Below are 19,849 nucleotides of genomic sequence, written 5' to 3' on the forward strand. Positions count from 1 at the left end.
ACGAAAACAGCAAATAAATATTTAGAATGATAGCTTAGCAGGAGATGGATTTCTCCTGCTATTTTTTTGAAATTGGAGAATGCTAAATGCTCAGAAATTCGCAGGATATCCTCGAATCCAAAAATCAGCGAGGATTAATAAGATATTTATCCGAAAATTCGAATGTTAGGACATCTCTGTTAATAAAGTAATGGTAACGGGCTTAAAGCTTTTAAGAACCTAGAGTTTCATAATAAAAGGTTTAGTAATGGCACCGCCATTCGCTTTTACAATAAAAGGAGGGATTAAATGCTGCATATTGTAGCCTGTATCAAGCAAGTACCGGACACCAAAATTATCAAGATGAATCCAAAAACAAACACGATGGACCGGAGGACGGCGCCTGCGATCTTGAATCCGTATGATGCCCATGCTGTTGAAGAGGCGGTTCGTATAAAAAATAGGTATGGAGGACACGTTTCCGTTGTGACGATGGGGCCGCCTCCGGCGGTTAACGCGATTAAAACGTGCATTGAAATTGGCGCGGATGAGGGCTATTTAATCACGGACCGCCGGTTTGCTGGTGCGGATACATTGGCAACGAGCTATGCCGTAACAAAGGCGATTGAAAAAATTTCAAAAACGAAGCCAGTAGATCTGATTATTTGCGGAAAAATGTCCATCGATGGCGATACTGGGCAAGTCGGACCTGGAATAGCAAGAAGGCTTGATATTCCGCCGCTGACTTCGGTGAATAAGGTGGAGGAAATCAATCATGAAGAAGGATATGCCATTGTCCATCGCAAGCTGGAGGATGGATATGAAGTCGTAAAATCCACATTACCATGTTTGTTTTCCGTTGAAAAAACAATCAATGAAGTGCCATATTCTCCGCTTCCAAACATGCTCAAAGCTGCCAGATATAAACCCCATATCTGGTCTGTTGATGACCTGGATGAGGTAGATATAAAGCAGCTTGGTTTAAAGGGATCGCCAACAATTGTCTCCAAAGTATGGGCTCCACAAAAACCATCTGGGGGAACGTTATTTGAAGGTAACCCAACGACCCAAGTAGAACAATTGCTTTCTGTCCTTTTCGAAAAGAAAGAACTCTTTGAAACAAAGGAGGGGCTGTAATTGGATTTCAAAGATTACAAAGGTGTTTGGGTATTTATTGAACAAAAAGATGGAGCCGTTGCATCCGTATCACTTGAACTTTTGGGTGCCGGAAGAAAGCTGGCAGACAAACGGGGAGTAGAATTAGCAGGTATTTTAATCGGAGAAAATGTTAAGCATTTAACAAACACTGTATTTGAATACGGGGCAGATACCGTGTATGTCTATGACCAGCCCATCTTTAAACATTACCGGACAGAATCATATATGAAGGCACTGCTTGATTGCAGCGATAAACATAAACCTGAAATTATCCTGTTCGGGGCCACTTCGACCGGAAAAGATCTGGCAAGCGCAGTAGCCACCGACTTGCCGACGGGCTTGACGGCGGATACGACGGAGTTGGACGTGGAAGAGGAAACAGGGTTACTTCTCGCGAGCAGGCCAGCTTTTGGCGGAAATATTATGGCAACCATTCTTTGTAAAAAATACCGGCCTCAAATGGCTACGGTCCGATCCAAAGTCATGAAGGCACTGCCTCCACAGCCAGGGAGAACAGGCAAGGTAGTAGAAGAAACAATACTATTAAAAGAAGAAGATATACGGACGAAAGTCTTGGAGATTGTAAAAGAAACGGTAAAGAAAGTAAGAATCGACGAAGCCGATATCATTGTCGCGGGTGGAAAAGGATTAGGGAGTTTCGAAGGATTTCAGTTAATCCACCAATTGGCGGAAACACTTGGAGGTGCAGTTGGCGCCAGCCGGGATGTAGTAGAAGCGGGATGGATTGACCACGCCCATCAAGTAGGGCAAACCGGTGTGACAGTAACACCGAAGATTTATTTTGCGATTGGAATCTCCGGTGCCATACAACATATTGTGGGAATGAAAAATTCCGGGTTAATCATTGCTATCAATAAGGACAAAGAAGCTCCGATTTTCCAAAACTGTCATTATGGAATTGTAGGCGATGCCTTTGAAATCGTTCCGATCCTGATTGAACAGTTTAAACAGGCTTTATCAAGAGAAAAGGTAAGTCATGCCAGCCAAGGCTGATGATAGATGAAACACGGGGACAGTTCGAGACTACTGAAAAACACTTCCATATATTTGGAAATCCCATGAATAAATAAATAGAAAAGCCCTCAAATTTGGTATAATGGAGTTGACTAGAAACCAAAAAACCAAATTAGGAGGGCTTTTCTATATGCTTAAAAAAAATATGCGGTTAAGCATCTATTCATTATTATACGATAAAATTCCAGATAATCATATTCTTAGATTAATTAATGATGCCGTTGACTTTAGTTTTATTAATAAACTCCTCGAAAAATCTTACAGTAAATATTACGGAAGACCTGCCAAAGAACCTGAACTAATGGTGAAATTGTTGGTTCTACAAAAACTTTATAAACTCTCCGACGAGCGGGTTATCGAAGATGCTTCCTTGAATCTTGCCTACATGTATTTTCTAGATATCAACCCAGATGAAGAATTGCCTCATCCAAGCATATTGGCAAAATTCAGAGTACACAAATTAAAAGATGTAACACTAGATGACCTCCTTTCAGAGTTAGTTAAACAATGTGTGGATAAGGGAATTATCAAAGGTTCCAGCATAAGTGTTGATACTACCCACACTGAAGCCAACACATTTAAAGCAACACCCGAAAGGGTAATAAAGCAGCTTGCCAAAAAAATCTTTAAAACAATAAAAGATGAAACTGGTGAAGTTCCTGAGTCTATCAATCAGAATATCCCTGAATACAAGGAAATCGAAGATCATAGAGAAGCAAAAGAAACGATGAAAGCTTACATGGAAGAGACTATCTCCAAAGTGAAAGAGCAGATTGAGGTAGAAAAAAACCAAAAGATAAAAGAAGTTCTTCAAAATGCAAAAGATATTATTAGTGATCCTAAATTTATGGAGCAAAAAGGCGTTCGTTCCATCGTAGATTCGGAGGCCCGGGTGGGCCACAAGAGTAAAACACAGAACTTCTTTGGGTATAAGACTGAATATGCCATTACAACGGAAGAAAGAATTATAACGGCTGTGAGAGTTGATAATGGATCCTATGTGGATGGAACAAAGTTTGACGAACTAATGGATTTAACCAAGAAAAGTGGAATCACAATTAAAGAAGTATTTGGGGATCGAGCCTACTTCAAGAAGCACATTCTGGATAAAATAAAAGAATTAGAAGCCTCTCCTTACATACCTGTAAATCCGATGGCCTATAGGGTGGACGAGGAAAGATTTAGTTATAACAAAGACTCCGATGAATGGTTTTGTGAGCAAGGAAACAAAACGGAAGAGAAAAAGTACAGAAAAGATAAGCGAGGCAGAGAATCCTACAAATACTATTTTGCGAAGGAAAAATGCAGAAACTGCCCGCTGAGAGAGCAATGTATAAAAGGAAGCACTGTTAGACGAATTTTAGTAGTGGGAATCAACGCCCCGGAATTCTATGAGTATAGCCAAAAGCAAAAGACGGAGGAATTCAAAGAAAAATACAAAAAAAGGGCTTGCCAAGAATGGAAGAACGGGGAAATGAAAAATTTCCACGGGCTAGATCGTGCCAGGGGGTACGGTCTAAAAAGCATGTCTACACAAGCAAAGCTAACTGCTTTTGCGGTAAATTTAAAGCGGATAGCAAACATCCTATCCACTTAACCCCCCCATATTATTACATATTAAGCTCGATTCTTGAAAAAAGTGGATAATTTTATGGATTTTAAACAAAAAAACGTGAACAGTCTAACCAATGTTAAAAAAATACCGACTTTTTCAGTAGTCTCGGACAGTTCTCATGCATCATTTTATTGATGCACGAGAACCGTCTCTTTTCATTATCTCAATATGCTATATTTGAAAGCAAAATTGAATACTTTAAAGAAAGGGGGAATTTATAACATGACTCTTCAAAAATGGAAAAGGGGATATTGATATGAAAAAGGTGATCGTCTTCTTTGCCGTCGTTATTTTGGTTGGTAGCCTTGTGGGTTGTGGCATACAAATTGGAAACCACAACGACGAAAACAATAATAGTAAGAACAATAGCACTTCCAACAATAATGGTAAAAACGACAATAGTACATCCGACAATAACAATCCCAATAATAAAGGAAATGAAGAACCAAAGAATAATATAGAATCCATTATAGAATATTATCCAATGAAGAAAAATACTCGATATATATATGAAGGAACAGGAAACGAATTTGCCTCTTATGAAGTTTACAATGATTATATTTCTGAAGAAAAAGTTCAACAAAGAATCAATAATGGCGGTACCGTTATGTTTAATGTATTGGAACTTAAGGATGGTAAGCTTACAAAGGTATTCTCCAAAGAAGAGATCTACTATAGAGAAAATCTATTAAAAGCTGTCAATGATGAAAAAGAAGTCATTTTGATGTCCCCATTAACAAAGGGGACCACTTGGAAATTAACGGATGGAAGAGTAAGAACGATCACGAATACTGCAGTAGAGATTCCAACGCCGACAGGGAATTATAAAGCGATTGAAGTTACTACAAAAAGTGGAAATGATAAAACCGTTGATTATTATGCCAAAAACGTTGGTTTGGTTAAATCCGTTTTTGTTTCCGGCGGTACTGAAATATCCTCTACGTTAACTAAAATCGAGGAAAATGTGCCAATGGTTCAAAACATCAACTTTTATTACCCGAATATTGATGAGGGAAAGCTTTATTTTAAAAGCAAGCAAATAACGTTTTATACAAATGACATTACTAGAAAAATTTTGGCAAAAGCGTATAAGGAGCCAATAAATAATCAATTGGGAGTAGTTTTTTCGAAAAATACCGAGATTAAAAGTTTATATTTAAACCAAGATGGAAGCGTGTATATTGATTTGAATCAGGCTTTTAGGAATGAAATGTCTGCTGGATCAGCATACGAGGAAATGCTTCTTCAAAGCATTGTCAACACAGTAGGTCAATATTATCAAACTGCAAAAGTATATCTCACCATTGATAATAAACCCTATGAATCAGGGCATATCAGCATGGAAAAAGGAGAGTACTTTAAGGTACAAACTCAGAACTCCATCGAGATAAAGGATTCTCACTAAGCCACTTAAATAAAACAGCATCATAATTAGTAAATGGAAAAACTAGAAAGCGTGGTTAATTAACCACGCTTTTCGCATTGTAATTAGCTCAAAACTAACTTTGTTTTGATTGGATTTTTTTCTTCTTCCAAGGTTTTAAAAACGAAATAATAAATATGAAAGTTGTAATAAGAACTTGAAAATAGACCGCATATTGTCTTATCTCGTGATTTTGAATAAAGATTGGATTAGTTAATGCCATTTCTTTCTGAGTTTCCAATAATTCCATGTTAGCTGCCATTAACTTGTCTATAACAAAAATTCCAACGATAGTTTGAATAATATATAGAATAAATTTTACACCAACCCATCTATGTTTAAAAAACCCCCAGTTGGTAAAAAATCCGTAAATGAAACCCACTATTAAAGTTCCAATCGCACCCCATCTGACAATATTATCGCTAATTATGATAATGTTTTTATAGCCGAGATAGGACTCATCATATTTTGTGAAATCAATATGAAGATTTAAAGCCAAAGAACTTACAATTCCTCCGAAAAATAATACAACGAGAAAAACGTGGATAATTTTTAGCCACTTCATACCTTTAGGTCCAATTTTCTTCATGATTCAAACCTCCAAGTTGCTCTAATGTTTTTAATATTAATAAAATATTTATAAACCCTTTTATAAACCCTTTTATAAACATTCTTTTAACAAAAAGTACCTTACTGCTTCTTACAGTGTTCATTATAATAGTAGGAAAATAATATTATAATGAGCCCCGGTCTTAAATCATCTACTCCTGCGGTCTTATTTTTTTATTTTATTCTTGCTTTGAATTCATTTTTGGAGCTCATTTTATTAAGTGTTTTAACAATGGTTTTCGCATAATAATTCTTCCGCTGACAACAAGCATTGTCACCAATTTAAAAATGGGATGATTTTATTGCTAGTAAACTCATCATTTAGTAATTAACATTGATATATCAACAAAAGAAAAAGACGAAATCTTTGCGATTTCGCCTTAAAATTGTATTTCTAATTGTTAAGTTTGCACCTTAACACGCATTATTTCATTGTTGAAACACCAGTATGGTGGTGTTCTTCCATAAACATATTTTTTAATTCATACTTTACAGATAGGAATTATAAGTTTATAATTAAATTATCAACCAAACAGTCACAGTAAGCTTTTTGTAAAATCAAAGGAGTGTTTCTGATGAGAAATAACGACGAAAAAAAGCGACAAAAACTTATCAATAAATTAATTTTCCTTAATGTATATAATAAAGAAGATCAGAACCTTTATGGTATGACTCTAAGAAAGTTAGAATCTGAATATCGGAAATATAAATTAGTGAACCATCCCCATGGTGAGTTTGGCTCTATTCAAATAATCTAGGTTTTAAATTCGATAGACTGTAGGGTGTTTTTGCACCTGCGGTCTTTTTTTCTGACTGTATTAGCCCTCTTTCAAATGCTTCACAAGCCGATTAAGTAAATCACTTAAAACCATTATTTCTTGGTCATTATAAATATGATATGTCTGGGCATTAAAATCATTTCGTAAAGTACTCAATTGCTCATAAACTCGGTGTCCTTCCTCTGTTATCCTCACATGAGTTCGTCTTTTATCTTGTGGGTCTTGATTTAAAGTTACTAAATTTGATTGCTGCAAGCGATTAATCATCCCCGTCATATTTTGTTTTGTGACAAGCATTTCTTCCTTAAGTTCACCAATGGAAATCTCTCCTTTTTGAATAATCGTTCTCAAAATCACCCATTGCTGTATGCTGGTCAATCCAACATCAGCGACCATTTTTGCACCATATCTGCTTAAAAGATTGGATATTCTCATGAAATCTAAAGTAATGTTTGTTTTTAAATCCTCCATAAAACCCTCCGAATAATTTTCTATTTATTATTTTAGTCAAGTTGTTGACTAAAATACAATGATAACTTACACTATTTTAGTCAACAACTTGACAAATATGGTGATTGTCCTGATTTAAGCTAAATATAAGGAGACAAAAACATGCCAAAAACAACTACAAATCGTAAAATGGTTACTGTTGCGATGTTGGTTGCGATTTTACTAGTCGCTATTGATGTCACGGTTGTCAGTACCGCTATGCCGCAGATTGTCAGCGACTTAAGCGGGTTAAAATTAATCAGCTGGGTATTTGCTATCTACACTCTGACGACTTCTGTAACAACACCAATTTACGGAAAATTGGCTGACTTATTCGGCCGAAAGAAAATTTTTATGACAGGGGTTATTTTGTTTGTCGCAGGTTCGATGTTGTCAGGGGCTGCGCAGACGATGCATCAATTAATTTGGTTCCGTGCTTTTCAAGGTATAGGAGCAGGGGCGGTCATGCCGTTAACCTTTACGATTATCGGTGACCTATATCCTGGTGAACAGCGTGCGAAAATGCAGGGAGTGTTTAGTTCGGTCTGGGGAATTGCAGGTCTTCTAGGTCCATTGGTAGGCGGATTCTTCGTCGATCAAATCAGCTGGCGGTGGATATTCTACATTAATTTGCCGGTCGGTTTAGTGTCAATTGTATTAATCACCTTCTTTTTCCACGAATCAGTTGAATTGAAAAAAGACCGTAAAGTGGATTATCTTGGAGCTATTACTTTTACAATCGGAATTTCAACTCTTCTATATGCTTTACTAAATGCTGGTCCGGGGCAGAAATATGCATGGAATTCGACTCCAATTTATCTGCTGTTTGCTGTTGCCGTTATCTTCATTGTGTTGTTTGGCTATATTGAAACCAAAGTGAAGGAACCGATGCTGCCGCCATCGTTATTCCGGATTCCAGTGATTCTCGTTTCAAATGTTATCGGTTTTCTGGCGAGTGCTGTTCTCATTGGGGTAAATGTTTATTTGCCAATGTGGATCCAAACCATTCTTGGACACAGTGCGACGAGCTCAGGATTAACACTGATGCCAATGTCGATTGCATGGCCATTGGGTGCTACTTTTGCCGGACGCTATATGTACAAAATCGGCTCCAAGTTAACTGCAGTCATTGGTGCAGTCTTGATTTCCCTTGGGGGAACATGGTTACTGGCTGTTGAACTTGACTCGCCATATTGGTATTTTGTAGGGATTATGATTGTTATTGGTCTTGGGATGGGTTACGCGACAACCCCAACTACTGTTCTTGTCCAATCAGCAGTTGGCTGGCAAATGCGCGGAGCGGCAACTGCTTCTAACTCGTTTACCAGGTCAATTGGACAAACGGTCGGAATTGCTGTATTTGGAACGATTTTTAACAACTCACTCATTCAGTTTGGAAAAGAACATTCAAACGGAGCATGGAGCGGGGGAGGCAATATTAATGATCTCTTAAGCTCAGATGCCGCAGCTAAACTGCCTGCAAGCGTGTTGACTTTGATTCAAGAGGCACTCGCTCATGGTATGCACCTTGTGTTCATTCTCGTATTTTTTATCGCAATCGCAAACTTGCTTGGTACGTTCCTTCTTCCTTCACACAAGAAGGTAATGGAGCAGCAAAAGCAGGTTCAACAATAAAATGCAATAAAGGCTGTCGAAAAAACCTTCGGCAGCCTTTATTACATTTGTCCCTTTGGACGAGTCCATAGGGAGATTAGTCTTGATCCTACGGACAAAACAGCCGCGAAAAAAAGGAGGAAGTGTCCGAAGAAAGTTGTTCCTATAAAATTGGTAATAAAACAGAAAATGGGCCAGCATTCTGCTGACCCTTCTTTGCTGGTGCGCCTTTGTTTTTGCGAAGGACTCCAAATTTTTCCGAAACTTCGCCATCCGGATAGAAATCGGAACAAAGCGGGTAGGAAATGCCGCCAATTGATTTTTGCCATGCGTCATGACTGTGGACACTATCAACTGAAAATACCCAAGACCTGGGTATCGAACTCTTCAAAACGATTAAATCATGCTCGAAAGAAGGCATTTGCGCGCCTCAAACAGGGGTACAATCTAGTGGATAAAAACAAAGAAATACATTTTTTGTTCCGCGGAATTCACTCAAAGTAACCCTGCGGCCGTCATGTGCTTCCAAGGTGAAATCATGTGCTTGTTCACCAACCTTCAAGGTGCTTGTTTCCGTAGCTCTTTGAGGCATGTAAATCTCTCTTTTTCTATGATTTTTTTCACGAAAACCTCTCATTATTCCCATGTCCCATTTACCTTATCCCAAAATTAGTTAACGGCAGAAAAAAGGGGGCTTTTTGAAAAAATGACTAAATGAATAAAGTAAAATAATCTGGGCACGACATTCATTGATAAAATGTCGTGCCCAGATTCCTAAAGATAAAGTTATGCTTTAATCGTTATAATCTCTTCTCCAAGTATTTGTGACTGTTTTACCTTTCTAAATTTAATAAATGAAATAATTCTCCACGGAACAACATAGCCAACAGCAACTGTAAAGAAAAGCATACTTAAACTGATTGGATCGATGCCGGAAATAAATTGTCGTAAAGCGATTCTAATTACAAGAACGGCAATTAGTGCAATAAAAAAGGCTTTATTTTTTTTGGCATAAATCTTTCCATCCTGACGAATTTCATAGTTGGTTGTAAAGATAAGCGGAACTGCTAGCAATACTCCGATTATAGCTGCAACGCTAACTTCCCAGACTTTTAAGTGCAATTGTAATTGTAAAAGTGCGGAAAACCCCGGAAGCAAAAAGAGCATCGGGAGCAATATTTTGATCCCCGACCCTTTAACTGGACGAACCATTGCTCTCGTACGTCTCCAAAATACCAATCCAAAAATCACAAAAAATATTCCATACATTGCTAATCCGTTCATTTCTCATTCTCCTTTTCTGTGAGCTTATTTTCATTTTATGTTTGTTTTCTTATTTACAACTTGATTATAAGGTCACAGGAGATTCGAATATAGTCACCTTCGTCAACAGTGATATATGACTTTAGTCATTAATTTTTTAAAATTTCAACGTTTGTTAATGCAATGGCACACTATTGTATGAAATGGGCAACTCAGGAAAAAATTTAATATGCACCCTTTTAAGTGAAAAATGTATTCAAATAGTTTGACTTCAAACGTTACTAAAAGAGAAGGTCGTGAGAATGTGTCAGAGACAGATATGTCGAAATACGAGAAAAAAATTGTGATTCGCAACATCCGAATGGAAGACATAGATGATATTATTTCGCTCGGTAAAGTTTGCTTCCCTAACATGGACCCATGGAAGCGGGAGCAACTGCTTAGCCATATTCGAATTTTCCCTGAAGGTCAGATTTGTGTGGAATATGAGGGCAAAATCGTAGGTTCATGTTCAAGCCTTATCGTCAATTTTGACGAATACGACGATCAGCACACCTGGGACACCATTACAGACCATGGGTATATCACGAATCACAACCCAAGTGGACATAATTTATATGGCATTGAGGTAATGGTCGATCCCGAATATCGGCGCATGAAATTAGGTCACCGCCTTTATGAGGCTCGAAAGGAGCTTGCCGTTCGTTTAAATCTTGAAAGCATCATTATTGGCGGACGTATCCCAAACTATCACAAATACAAGGATGAGATGACAGCTAGGGAATATGTGGAAGAAGTGGAGAAGCATAATATTTATGACCCTGTGTTATCCTTTCAACTTCTGCAAGGCTTTAAAATTAAACGGATTAATACAAGCTACCTTCCAGACGACAAAGCATCTGATTCAATGGCCACCTTGATGGAATGGAATAATGTGGATTATCGGCCAAAATCAAAGCGTATTTATCGTACCTCATTCCCCGTTAGAATTTGCGTCGTCCAATATATGATGAAGAAAATTGACTCTTATGAGGATTTCAGTACACAAGTGCAATATTATGTGGATGTTGCTGCAGATTTTGGTTCGGATTTTGCAGTATTTCCAGAAATATTCACGACCCAATTGATGTCCTTTCTTGAAGAAAAACGGCCGGACCGGGCAGTAAGGCGGCTATCGACCTATACAGATCAATATATAGAACTGTTTACGCAGCTTGCTGTAAGATATAACATCAATATTGTCGGCGGAACTCATTTTATCGAAGAAGATGGAGATATTTACAATGTCGGCTTTCTTTTCCGCCGGGATGGTACGATTGAAAAACAATCAAAGCTACATGTGACACCAAACGAGAAAAAGTGGTGGGGAATCGCTGAAGGAAATGAGATCAATGTATTTGATACGGATTGCGGAAAAATTGCTATCCAGGTATCCTACGACATCGAGTTTCCTGAACTTTCTCGAATTGCAGTTGAAAAGGGTGCTAATATTATTTTTGTTCCATTCAGTGCAGAAGATCGGCAAAGCTATCTTCGGGTACGCTACTGTGCCCAGGCACGTGCGATTGAAAACCAAGTTTATACTTGTATTGCCGGAAATGTGGGCAACTTAACCCATGTGGAAAATATGGATATTCAGTACGCCCAATCTGGCATTTTCTCGCCAGCCGATTTTGAGTTTGCAAGGGATGGGATAGTAGGGGAATGTGATGCTAACGTTGATACCGTCGTGGTGGGTGACGTAGACCTTGAGAAGCTAAGACGTTCTCGGAATTCTGGTTCGCTGAGGCAGTTACGCGATCGTAGAAATGATTTGTATCGCATTGAATGGAAAGGGTAAACTTTAAAAATACATTGTTAAAGAATTTAGCATTTCATTGAGGCTGAATCCGAAAAGGGGTTGTTATATAAGCATAACCCTATAAGGGACAGCCCATTTTTTATGTAGTATAGTTGAGTTAAGAGTAAAGATTTTACATGTAATTAATTATTTCTATTAAACGGGGGATTTTCATGAATATGATTACTAACATCTATTGCATCGGCCGCAACTACGCTGAGCATGCCAAGGAATTGCAAAACGAAGTGCCGACTTCTCCAATGATTTTTTCCAAGCCTACTCATGCTTTAGTGGAAGCCAAGGGACAGGAAGTAATCCTTCCTGGAAATCGGGGGGCTGTTCACTTTGAAACAGAAATTGTCATCAGGATGGGTAAACCATATGAGAAGGGTATAAAAGTTGATGAAATGGTAGAAGGGATGGCCATTGGCATCGATTTTACATTGCGGGATGTTCAAAGTGAACTTAAGAAAAAAGGGCATCCATGGCTATTGGCAAAAGGTTTTCCGAACTCAGCCCTTGTAAGTAAATTTATTCCCTTTCCTGGAATAGAAGAATTGAAGAGAATTGACTTTTCTCTTCTAAAGAATGGCGAAAAGGTGCAGCAAGGCAACATTAACAACATGATCTTTGATTTGCAGACCATCATCGATTTCACAGCCCAAAACTTTGGATTGAGCAAAGGCGATATTATCTTTACAGGTACCCCGGAAGGAGTTGGGCCAGTAAGGGATAAAGATCATTTATCATTACTTTGGGGAACATCTGTTCTAGGAGAAGGTTTGATAAAACTAAATTAAATATAAGGATTGTGCACTATGAATTATACTACCGAACGAACCAGACGCCAAATCATCCAAAGCTTTATTCATGTCCTGCAAACGAAACGATTCTCTTCCATCACGATTCAAGATATATGTGAAGATGCCTTAATTCATCGCACAACGTTCTATCGTTATTATGAAGATAAATATAGTTTATTAAAAGATTTTGTTTACCATCTATCTGAAGAAATCATTAATTTGAAAAAAAAATCGAATACAGATCCCTTTAAATTACTGGTTGATTATGTAGAAAAAAATTTTGTGTTGTTCGAAAACACTTTATTAGGTTCTGATGGACATATTTTATTTAAAAGCATGGTTAAAATTGCAAGTGATATTATACGCGAACATTCAAAAACAGAGGATGATCCCATTTCTAAAAAAATTATTCAATCTAAATATCCCGATGTCATTTCTGAGTTATACGCCACATCATTTATGACCATTTTACTGAATTGGATTAGTGGAGAATATAATTACGATAAAGACGAGTTGTTCGAAATCTTTAATCAGATTATGAAAGAATAATACAAATAGCTGAAAATGTATTATTTTAATGCACCTGTTCCATTTTGCTCTTTGAACCCTTCCGTATCCCTTGCTATTATTGTGTCTAGTGTAAAGGCAGGGAGAAATCCTACAGGGAAAATTAATATGTACACCGTAGAAAGGAAGGAGCGACAAGGTGAAAACAATTATTAAAAGCCGGTGGGCGATATTTGCAATATGGTTAATTGCCACGATCTTGCTAACAGCCCTCCAGCCGGACATCAATGCAATCCTGCGCAGTAAAGGACAGCAAGGAACGAGTAATGACAGTCCTTCAGCTATCGCTGATCATATCTTGAAAAAGATGGAGAGGACTAAAGGTACAAACAGCATTATCGTTTTCTACGAGAAAAATAAAATCTCTAATGCTAAAATGGAAAAAATCGGTGATGCTGTAAAGGCTCTAAGCGATGACAGCTCAGAGCTTGGTATTGCAGACATGATTGATCCTTTCAGTATACCTGAAGCAAAAAGCTCTTTAATTTCTAGAGATGGTACCACACTGATGGTAAGCTTCAAGCTTGATAAGAAAGCCAGAGAAATCGATGATATAAAAAAACAAATAGACAGGAAGCTTAGTAAAGTACCAGTTGAATATTATCTTAGCGGTGAGGATTTCATCAATAATGATTATTTGAAGGCATCACAAGCAGGAGTTGAAAAAAGTGCTGCATTGACTGTAATTTTTATTTTAGTTGTCCTTATCCTTGCGTTCAGGTCAGTAGTTACACCTTTTATTTCCTTAATAGCAGTAGCCTTCTCCTATCTATGTTCGATGGGAATTGCCGCTCAATTAATTGATAAAGCAGGGTTTCCGATAACAAGTCTGACACAAATGCTTCTTGTACTCATTCTTTTTGGTATCGGCACTGATTACAATATTCTTCTTTTCAATCGATTTAGGGAGGAACTATCACATGGTAACTCGATAGATGATTCCATTGTAATCACCTATAAAACGGCGGGTAAAACGATTGCTTATAGTATACTAACGGTATTTATTGCTTTTCTTGCTCTTGTTTTTGCTGAATCACCAATTTATAAATCTGGTGTGGTTGTCGTCATAGGTGTAACCGTACTCTTGCTTCAAATTTTGACCTTAACCCCATTCATTATGAAAGTTTTAGGCAAAAAGCTCTTCTGGCCTTCAAAGAATGTATTGGGTCATAAGGAAAACAAGTTCTGGGGGAAAACATCCTCCTTTGGAACAAAGCATCCTATTGTAACAGTCGTTGTATTACTATTAATCATAGGGCCAATGGTGTATTTACATCAGGAAAAGCTCAACTTTGATACCATTGGAGAACTTGGAAATCAATATTCTTCTTCTAAAGGATTTAATATTGTTGCGGAACATTTTGGCAAAGGCCAAGCAATGCCAGCTACTGTGGTCATTGAAAATAATAAAACATTAGATAATAATGAATCTCTTGCCGTCGTTGATGACTTGACTGAGAGACTCAAGAGTATTAATGGGGTTAAGCAGGTCTCAACAGCAACTCAACCACAGGGTGAGCCAATTGAGGGTTTTTACATTGATAGTCAAATGGATTCCGTTACCGATGGTATCTCGCAAACTCAAAACGGTGTGGATCAAATAAATGACGGTTTAAAGCTTGCCCAAGAAAAATTAGGATCAGCTGACTTTTCCCAGGTCAGCCAAATGGTGGATGGTACGGCAAAGCTTCAAGAAGGTATGACCGCCCTAACAAATGGATTAAAGCAAATCCAATCAGGAATAGATGGCGGTTCAAGCAATTCCCAAACGATTACGAGCGGTATCGCAACCATCCAAACGAATTTGGCAAAGATGAGCAGCGGTATAGCGGTGTTAGCAGATAATTATGGAAAAATGCAGGATGGCTACGCTGAGATGGGAACCCACTATCAAGGTGCGGCACAGGCACTTCTAGGTGTAAAAAGCGCACTTACTCAAATGCAGACCATGGTGGATGCTTTAGGCAGCAGTTATTCAAATTCAAATAGTGATGCGAATTTCCAAGCTTTAAAACAAACTATCAATCAGTTATCATCATCTTTAAACGAAATTACACCTGAAGGAATCAACACATTAATTGAAAATTATAATGCAGTAACAGCTGGATTTGCTACAGCAAATAATAATCTTGCCAGCATGAGCAGCGGTTTATCCCAGATGGCTGATGGTTTGAAAATGCTTGAGGATGGCCTGGAGAAAGCTTCGTCAGGAATAGGCACAATCGTAACAAATATGAATAGTGTCACCAATGGACTTGGCCAGATGAAGTCAGGTCAGCAGCAGCTTGTAGAAGGTCTCAATGGATTCAGTACGTTTGGACAAAAGCTATCAGAAGTAAACGGTGGTTTACAGCAAATTTCTGACGGTTTAGGAAAGACGAATGGTTTCTTATCACAGTTTAATACGAGTAAAACCTTCTTTATACCGAAAGAAGCACTGACTGATGAAAACTTTAAAAAATCATTAGATGTGTTCATGTCCAATGATCGAAAAATTACGAAGATGACGATTGTTTTAGAAGATGATCCTTATTCTAAAGATGCTTTAAACACGATAAATAAGATAAATAAAGCTGTTTCCAATGGGCTTAAAGGCACAAATCTTTCACACGCCAAGTCTGGTGTGTCAGGACCAAGCGCCACAACGAATGATATGAATGATATATTGAGCCGTGATTTGAACAAAGCAACCGCAATCGTTATTATCGGAGTATTACTTGTCTTGTTCTTAGTCATCCGTTCGTTCTGGACACCAGTTTTTATCACTGCGTCACTTTTAGGAGCATATTATACTGCGATGTTCATCATTAACTATATTTTCATAGATTGGCTGGGATATGCTGGTATTTCTTCCTTTGTTCCATTCTTCTCTTTCATCATTATTGTAGCTTTGGGCGTGGACTACAGTATATTCTTAATGATGCGCTATAAGGAATATCAACATCTGCCGCCAAAAGAGGCGATTGTTTTGGCTTCCAGAAATACAGGCGGGGTCATTATTTCGGCTGTAATTATACTCGGTGGTACCTTTGCAACACTAATGCCATCCGGAATTATCCTGTTGGGTGAATTGGCAATTGCTGTCATCACAGGTCTCGTCGTGCTATGCTTTATTCTGCTTCCTGTCTTTTTGCCGGCGATGATTGCCCTGCCAGAGGCCCTTGCTAATTTATTTTCTCGTAAAAGGGATGACGAATTGAGCTTGGAGGATAAAGTAATTTAATATGTAGGTAGGGGATCCCGATGGCAAATGCTATCGGGATCATTTTGTGCTACTTATTACGACATTTTTTGATCAGGTGATAGGACTTTTTTAGTAAAAGCCATGATTTATGTGGATTTATGTAATAAAAAGCAGGAATTTAGGTTTTTAAAAAGAAATATAAAAGATATGTTGAAAGATAAAGAGAAAAACTGTGTTCAACCATTCTATTAAGGTTTGAAAGAAGGTGTATGATATGATGGATCATTTTTTTGCAGACTATAAAAAATTTATTGTTGTACCGGAAGATGAAAGAAAACGCAATGAAGTATTTGATCACAAAAACTATGAAGCATATTATATACTAACACTGTCATTATTTGATTCTCGAATATCGAACTGGAGAGACGCGGTTAAATTTGAAATAGATATTGATAAAAGTATCGAAACGGTACTAAAGGATTTCAATGAAAAGCAGCGTGAGATGTACCATCTTCAATTACTGGAAGTAGATAAGTCGAAAAACTATTTTATTTTGGCCCTTTCTTCTAAAATAAAATTTTCATCAGAGGAAGAAAAGGACAGCATTTCTATTATTATTGATAGAATATTAACCAACCCTTTTTATGTTGCGCAAAGCTGGTTCAACCTAATTGGTGAAAAAGGAAGAGTCGCGCGTAAACTCTTTAGCTGCTCCTTTAAGGAATATGTAGTAGAAGACTCAACCAATTCCAATAGGGAAGATAAATATGAAAACATTAGTGAATTAGTTCCTAAAACAAATGGAGAAATTAAACTGATTAAAAATTCTCTGAAAAGAGAGATTCTATAAGGAAGATTACCTAGATAATGATGAATTATCTAGGTTTTTTTTGCTGTAGTCTAATAACATAATCCATCCACCCTATTCCTTTTTGTTACAATTAAGGAAAATAGTAGGATGTTATTTTTGTTTATTGATAATAGAATAAAAATGCAATATATATAATAAACATACACAATTAGGGGGCAAGTCTGTGAAAAAGAACAAAAAGAAAAAAGCCGCAGCAAGCATGTTGATTATTAGTCTAGTTTCCACTGTTCCATGGTCAACTGGTTATGCCGAGGGACAAAAATGGACAAACGTTAATACATACGAAGAACAAGATGGAAGCAAGTTTAATAGTGAGAACTATGATTTTGTTAAGTTCTCGCAGATAGGTACAAAGCTAAAGAATATTGAGAAGCAATCAAACCGTGTGAAAGTGGAAGTCCGCGGAACATCAGCAGATGGGAATCCTCTTTATGTTGTTACCATAGCTGACCCAACCACACAAGGAAAGTTTGGTATGATACAAGCTTTACGGAAACAAATGTTTAAAAATCCAAGCAAGGCTCAAGACTGGATTGCCGCCAACCCGGATTTTAAAGTTCCAATCATGATCAACGGATCTATACATGGAACAGAGTTTGTGGGAAGCGATGCCGTTCTTCAATTAATTGAACGATTTGCGACACAGGATGACCAGGAGACAAAAGATATTTTAGCTAGCAATATACTAATTTTTAACGTTGTTCAAAATCCTGATGGACGTGTCAATGCTACCCGTTTTAACGGGGAAGGAATTGATTTAAACCGTGATTTTATTACGCAATCACAGCCGGAAACGCAGGAAACTGTGGCGCTAATTAAAGAATGGAACCCAATGGTATTCCTTGATACACATGGTTATGTAAAAAATTATGCTCCAAACCATCAGGGCTTAATTGAACCTTGTACACCGCCGCATAATCCGAACTACGAGTATGATCTATATAATAAATGGGCGTATCAGCAGGCTGAAGCAATGGAAGCCAATATCATGGCCGATCAAGCTAGTTTTACTGGTAATTTGTATAAGAGCATGGAAGGTGTATATGTTCCGCAGCGTAATGACTCTGCCGGCTGGGATGACTATCCGCCAATTTTTACTCCGATGTATGCGATGTACCATGGTGCCTATGGTCATACATTAGAAGCACCAACCAACGATTGGGATGGTGTTCGCTGGCAGTATGATGCCATTATGGGTGCACTGAAATTTGCTACGAAGAATAAGCAAGCAATGATTACCGATCAAATTGAAATGTTTAAACGTGGTATCAACTATGACCATCCGTTCCATAAGGACGGCTTCTTCCCAAAAGCTTATATCCTGCCGGTTAATGAACAGGATCCAACTGTCACGGAAAAAGCTGTTAATCATTTGCTGAAAAACGATATTGAAGTAGTTCAAGCTGCAAAGGGTTTCAATGTTGATGGAAAAACGTATCCAAAAGGAACCTATCTTGTGAGAATGGATCAAGCCAAGGCTGGGTTAGCTAACACCATGCTATGGGATGGCGAGGACATCTCGAATGACACACCTGCAATGTACGATATTTCAGCATGGAGCCTGCCAGAACTTTGGGGCTTTGAAGCCATTTCAACGCAAAATGATGTGAATGTAGTTACAAATAAGGTTAATCAGGTTACAGAAAAAGGTGCGGTTACCGGAAAAGGACCTTTTGTTATTCCGAATAGTTCTGTAAACGCTGTTAATCTAGTAAATACACTACTTCAGCAGGGAGTATCTGTGAAGCGTGATGAAAACGGTGACTTTTATGTTGAGGCAGCAGCTAATCAAATTGCTGCAGAGGTCAAGGAATCTGGCCTTCAAGTGAGAAGCGCTGAAAAGGTACCAGCTAATACAGCTAAATTAAATAGCTTAAAAGTGGCGATCTTAAAGGACGGCGGCATGGGAAAACAACAGTCTCACAGCGGGACAAAGCTTGCCCTCAAACGACTTGGTTTTGTTGTAACGGAAGTGACGCCGGTTGAGGTGGCTGAAAATGGACTTAGTGGGTTCGATGTATTTGTTTATAGCGGTACAGAAAGTCTCATCTCCTTGCCTGAAAGATTATCAGCAGCAAATAAAGAATTTGGGTTCGAAAATGCCGGTCAATTTGATGCATTTAAATCCAAAGTTAGTGAATTTGTAAGTAATGGCGGAAAATATATTGCTGTAGGTGCAGGGGCATCGAGCGCAACCAAAACCTTAGGGCTTACTGATGATACCATTAATACCGCCGGATCTAACAGTAACGGAATCGTAAAGGTAAATTATTCAGGAACTGGTGTATCTGCCGGATACGGCCAGGATGATCTTGGTTTTGTTTACCGTCCCGTTTGGTATACTGGTACAGGCAATGATGAAGTAATAGCTAGTTTAGGAAGCGAAGATAAATTCTTTATGGCTGGCCATTGGATTAATAAAAAAGCGGAAGCAAAGGGCCAGGCTGTCATTGTGAAAGAGCAGGATAAAGACGTCACTCTGATTGGATTGGAAGCTGGCTTCCGTGATCATACAGATTACTTGTTCCGACTATTATCCAATGCTGTTTTTGAAAAATAAGAATAAAGTTTAGGCCTGGCTCAAACTTATAAGCCAGGCCTTTTTATATAGTGAATGATG

General features: G+C 38.1%; 15 protein-coding genes and 1 pseudogene. 12 read left to right on the plus strand and 4 right to left on the minus strand.

Features of this window, described 5'->3' with window-relative positions; all coding sequences use genetic code 11:
* The first annotated feature begins 288 nt into the window (after window positions 1–288).
* The 4 genes and pseudogenes from ACZ5AE_RS10985 to ACZ5AE_RS11000 all read left to right on the plus strand — a co-directional run bounded on the left by ACZ5AE_RS10985 (window position 289) and on the right by ACZ5AE_RS11000 (window position 5,192).
* Complete coding sequence (locus ACZ5AE_RS10985; RefSeq protein WP_464572178.1) at window positions 289–1,116, plus strand: electron transfer flavoprotein subunit beta/FixA family protein; 828 nt, start codon at window positions 289–291, stop codon at window positions 1,114–1,116.
* Window positions 1,117–2,151, plus strand: a complete 1,035-nt coding sequence (locus tag ACZ5AE_RS10990) for an electron transfer flavoprotein subunit alpha/FixB family protein (RefSeq protein ID WP_464572180.1) — start codon at window positions 1,117–1,119, stop codon at window positions 2,149–2,151.
* A gap of 151 nt (window positions 2,152–2,302) precedes the next feature.
* Window positions 2,303–3,766 (plus strand): annotated as a pseudogene (locus ACZ5AE_RS10995) (IS1182 family transposase); the annotation flags it as partial.
* Between the two features lie 277 nt (window positions 3,767–4,043).
* Window positions 4,044–5,192 carry a GerMN domain-containing protein gene (locus tag ACZ5AE_RS11000; protein ID WP_464572182.1) on the plus strand — a complete coding sequence of 383 codons (1,149 nt, stop codon included), beginning with the start codon at window positions 4,044–4,046 and terminating at the stop codon, window positions 5,190–5,192.
* Between the two features lie 94 nt (window positions 5,193–5,286).
* On the opposite strand, the gene ACZ5AE_RS11005 is transcribed toward ACZ5AE_RS11000, so the two are convergent.
* The gene (locus ACZ5AE_RS11005; RefSeq protein WP_464572184.1) at window positions 5,287–5,799 is read right to left on the minus strand and encodes a DUF2269 family protein; all 513 of its coding nucleotides are present in this window, start codon (window positions 5,797–5,799) and stop codon (window positions 5,287–5,289) included.
* Between the two features lie 595 nt (window positions 5,800–6,394).
* On the opposite strand from ACZ5AE_RS11005, the gene ACZ5AE_RS11010 reads away from it, so the two are divergent.
* Window positions 6,395–6,577: a Fur-regulated basic protein FbpA gene (locus ACZ5AE_RS11010; RefSeq protein ID WP_464572186.1), complete on the plus strand. Its 183-nt coding sequence runs from the start codon at window positions 6,395–6,397 to the stop codon at window positions 6,575–6,577.
* A gap of 60 nt (window positions 6,578–6,637) precedes the next feature.
* Here the strand turns inward: ACZ5AE_RS11010 and ACZ5AE_RS11015 are convergent, their stop codons facing one another.
* Window positions 6,638–7,069: a MarR family winged helix-turn-helix transcriptional regulator gene (locus ACZ5AE_RS11015; protein WP_464572188.1), complete on the minus strand. Its 432-nt coding sequence runs from the start codon at window positions 7,067–7,069 to the stop codon at window positions 6,638–6,640.
* A 141-nt stretch (window positions 7,070–7,210) separates the two neighbouring features.
* Here ACZ5AE_RS11015 and ACZ5AE_RS11020 point away from each other — a divergent pair, with 141 nt between their 5' ends.
* Window positions 7,211–8,722 carry an MDR family MFS transporter gene (locus tag ACZ5AE_RS11020; protein ID WP_464572190.1) on the plus strand — a complete coding sequence of 504 codons (1,512 nt, stop codon included), beginning with the start codon at window positions 7,211–7,213 and terminating at the stop codon, window positions 8,720–8,722.
* 142 nt (window positions 8,723–8,864) lie between these two features.
* On the opposite strand, the gene ACZ5AE_RS11025 is transcribed toward ACZ5AE_RS11020, so the two are convergent.
* Together ACZ5AE_RS11025 and ACZ5AE_RS11030 are read right to left on the minus strand one after the other, a co-directional pair.
* Window positions 8,865–9,347: a redoxin domain-containing protein gene (locus ACZ5AE_RS11025; RefSeq protein ID WP_464572192.1), complete on the minus strand. Its 483-nt coding sequence runs from the start codon at window positions 9,345–9,347 to the stop codon at window positions 8,865–8,867.
* A 140-nt stretch (window positions 9,348–9,487) separates the two neighbouring features.
* Entirely contained in the window at window positions 9,488–9,985 is a 498-nt protein-coding gene (locus ACZ5AE_RS11030) for a CcdC family protein (RefSeq protein WP_464572194.1), read from the minus strand.
* A 283-nt stretch (window positions 9,986–10,268) separates the two neighbouring features.
* On the opposite strand from ACZ5AE_RS11030, the gene ACZ5AE_RS11035 reads away from it, so the two are divergent.
* From ACZ5AE_RS11035 to ACZ5AE_RS11060, 6 genes are all read left to right on the plus strand, one after another.
* Complete coding sequence (locus tag ACZ5AE_RS11035) at window positions 10,269–11,804, plus strand: GNAT family N-acetyltransferase (RefSeq protein ID WP_464572196.1); 1,536 nt, start codon at window positions 10,269–10,271, stop codon at window positions 11,802–11,804.
* A 173-nt stretch (window positions 11,805–11,977) separates the two neighbouring features.
* Entirely contained in the window at window positions 11,978–12,604 is a 627-nt protein-coding gene (locus ACZ5AE_RS11040) for a fumarylacetoacetate hydrolase family protein (protein WP_464572198.1), read from the plus strand.
* A gap of 18 nt (window positions 12,605–12,622) precedes the next feature.
* Window positions 12,623–13,156 (plus strand): TetR/AcrR family transcriptional regulator, encoded by a 534-nt coding sequence (locus ACZ5AE_RS11045; RefSeq protein WP_464572200.1) that lies wholly within the window; start codon window positions 12,623–12,625, stop codon window positions 13,154–13,156.
* Between the two features lie 157 nt (window positions 13,157–13,313).
* Window positions 13,314–16,397: an MMPL family transporter gene (locus tag ACZ5AE_RS11050; RefSeq protein ID WP_464572202.1), complete on the plus strand. Its 3,084-nt coding sequence runs from the start codon at window positions 13,314–13,316 to the stop codon at window positions 16,395–16,397.
* 235 nt (window positions 16,398–16,632) lie between these two features.
* The gene (locus tag ACZ5AE_RS11055) at window positions 16,633–17,208 is read left to right on the plus strand and encodes a hypothetical protein (protein ID WP_464572204.1); all 576 of its coding nucleotides are present in this window, start codon (window positions 16,633–16,635) and stop codon (window positions 17,206–17,208) included.
* A 184-nt stretch (window positions 17,209–17,392) separates the two neighbouring features.
* On the plus strand, window positions 17,393–19,789 hold the full coding sequence (locus ACZ5AE_RS11060) for a M14 family zinc carboxypeptidase (protein WP_464572206.1): 2,397 nt from the start codon (window positions 17,393–17,395) through the stop codon (window positions 19,787–19,789).
* Window positions 19,790–19,849 lie beyond the last annotated feature (60 nt).

Source organism: Neobacillus sp. S1227, assembly GCF_055385255.1.

Bases quoted from the DNA above. Each gene is read 5' to 3' on its own strand.
- ACZ5AE_RS11005 (WP_464572184.1), bottom strand. From the start codon at position 5,799: ATGAAGAAAATTGGACCTAAAGGTATGAAGTGGCTAAAAATTATCCAC.
- ACZ5AE_RS11000 (WP_464572182.1), top strand. From the start codon at position 4,044: ATGAAAAAGGTGATCGTCTTCTTTGCCGTCGTTATTTTGGTTGGTAGC.
- ACZ5AE_RS11045 (WP_464572200.1), top strand. From the start codon at position 12,623: ATGAATTATACTACCGAACGAACCAGACGCCAAATCATCCAAAGCTTT.
- ACZ5AE_RS11040 (WP_464572198.1), top strand. From the start codon at position 11,978: ATGAATATGATTACTAACATCTATTGCATCGGCCGCAACTACGCTGAG.
- ACZ5AE_RS11015 (WP_464572188.1), bottom strand. From the start codon at position 7,069: ATGGAGGATTTAAAAACAAACATTACTTTAGATTTCATGAGAATATCC.
- ACZ5AE_RS11020 (WP_464572190.1), top strand. From the start codon at position 7,211: ATGCCAAAAACAACTACAAATCGTAAAATGGTTACTGTTGCGATGTTG.
- ACZ5AE_RS10985 (WP_464572178.1), top strand. From the start codon at position 289: ATGCTGCATATTGTAGCCTGTATCAAGCAAGTACCGGACACCAAAATT.
- ACZ5AE_RS11010 (WP_464572186.1), top strand. From the start codon at position 6,395: ATGAGAAATAACGACGAAAAAAAGCGACAAAAACTTATCAATAAATTA.
- ACZ5AE_RS11055 (WP_464572204.1), top strand. From the start codon at position 16,633: ATGATGGATCATTTTTTTGCAGACTATAAAAAATTTATTGTTGTACCG.
- ACZ5AE_RS11030 (WP_464572194.1), bottom strand. From the start codon at position 9,985: ATGAACGGATTAGCAATGTATGGAATATTTTTTGTGATTTTTGGATTG.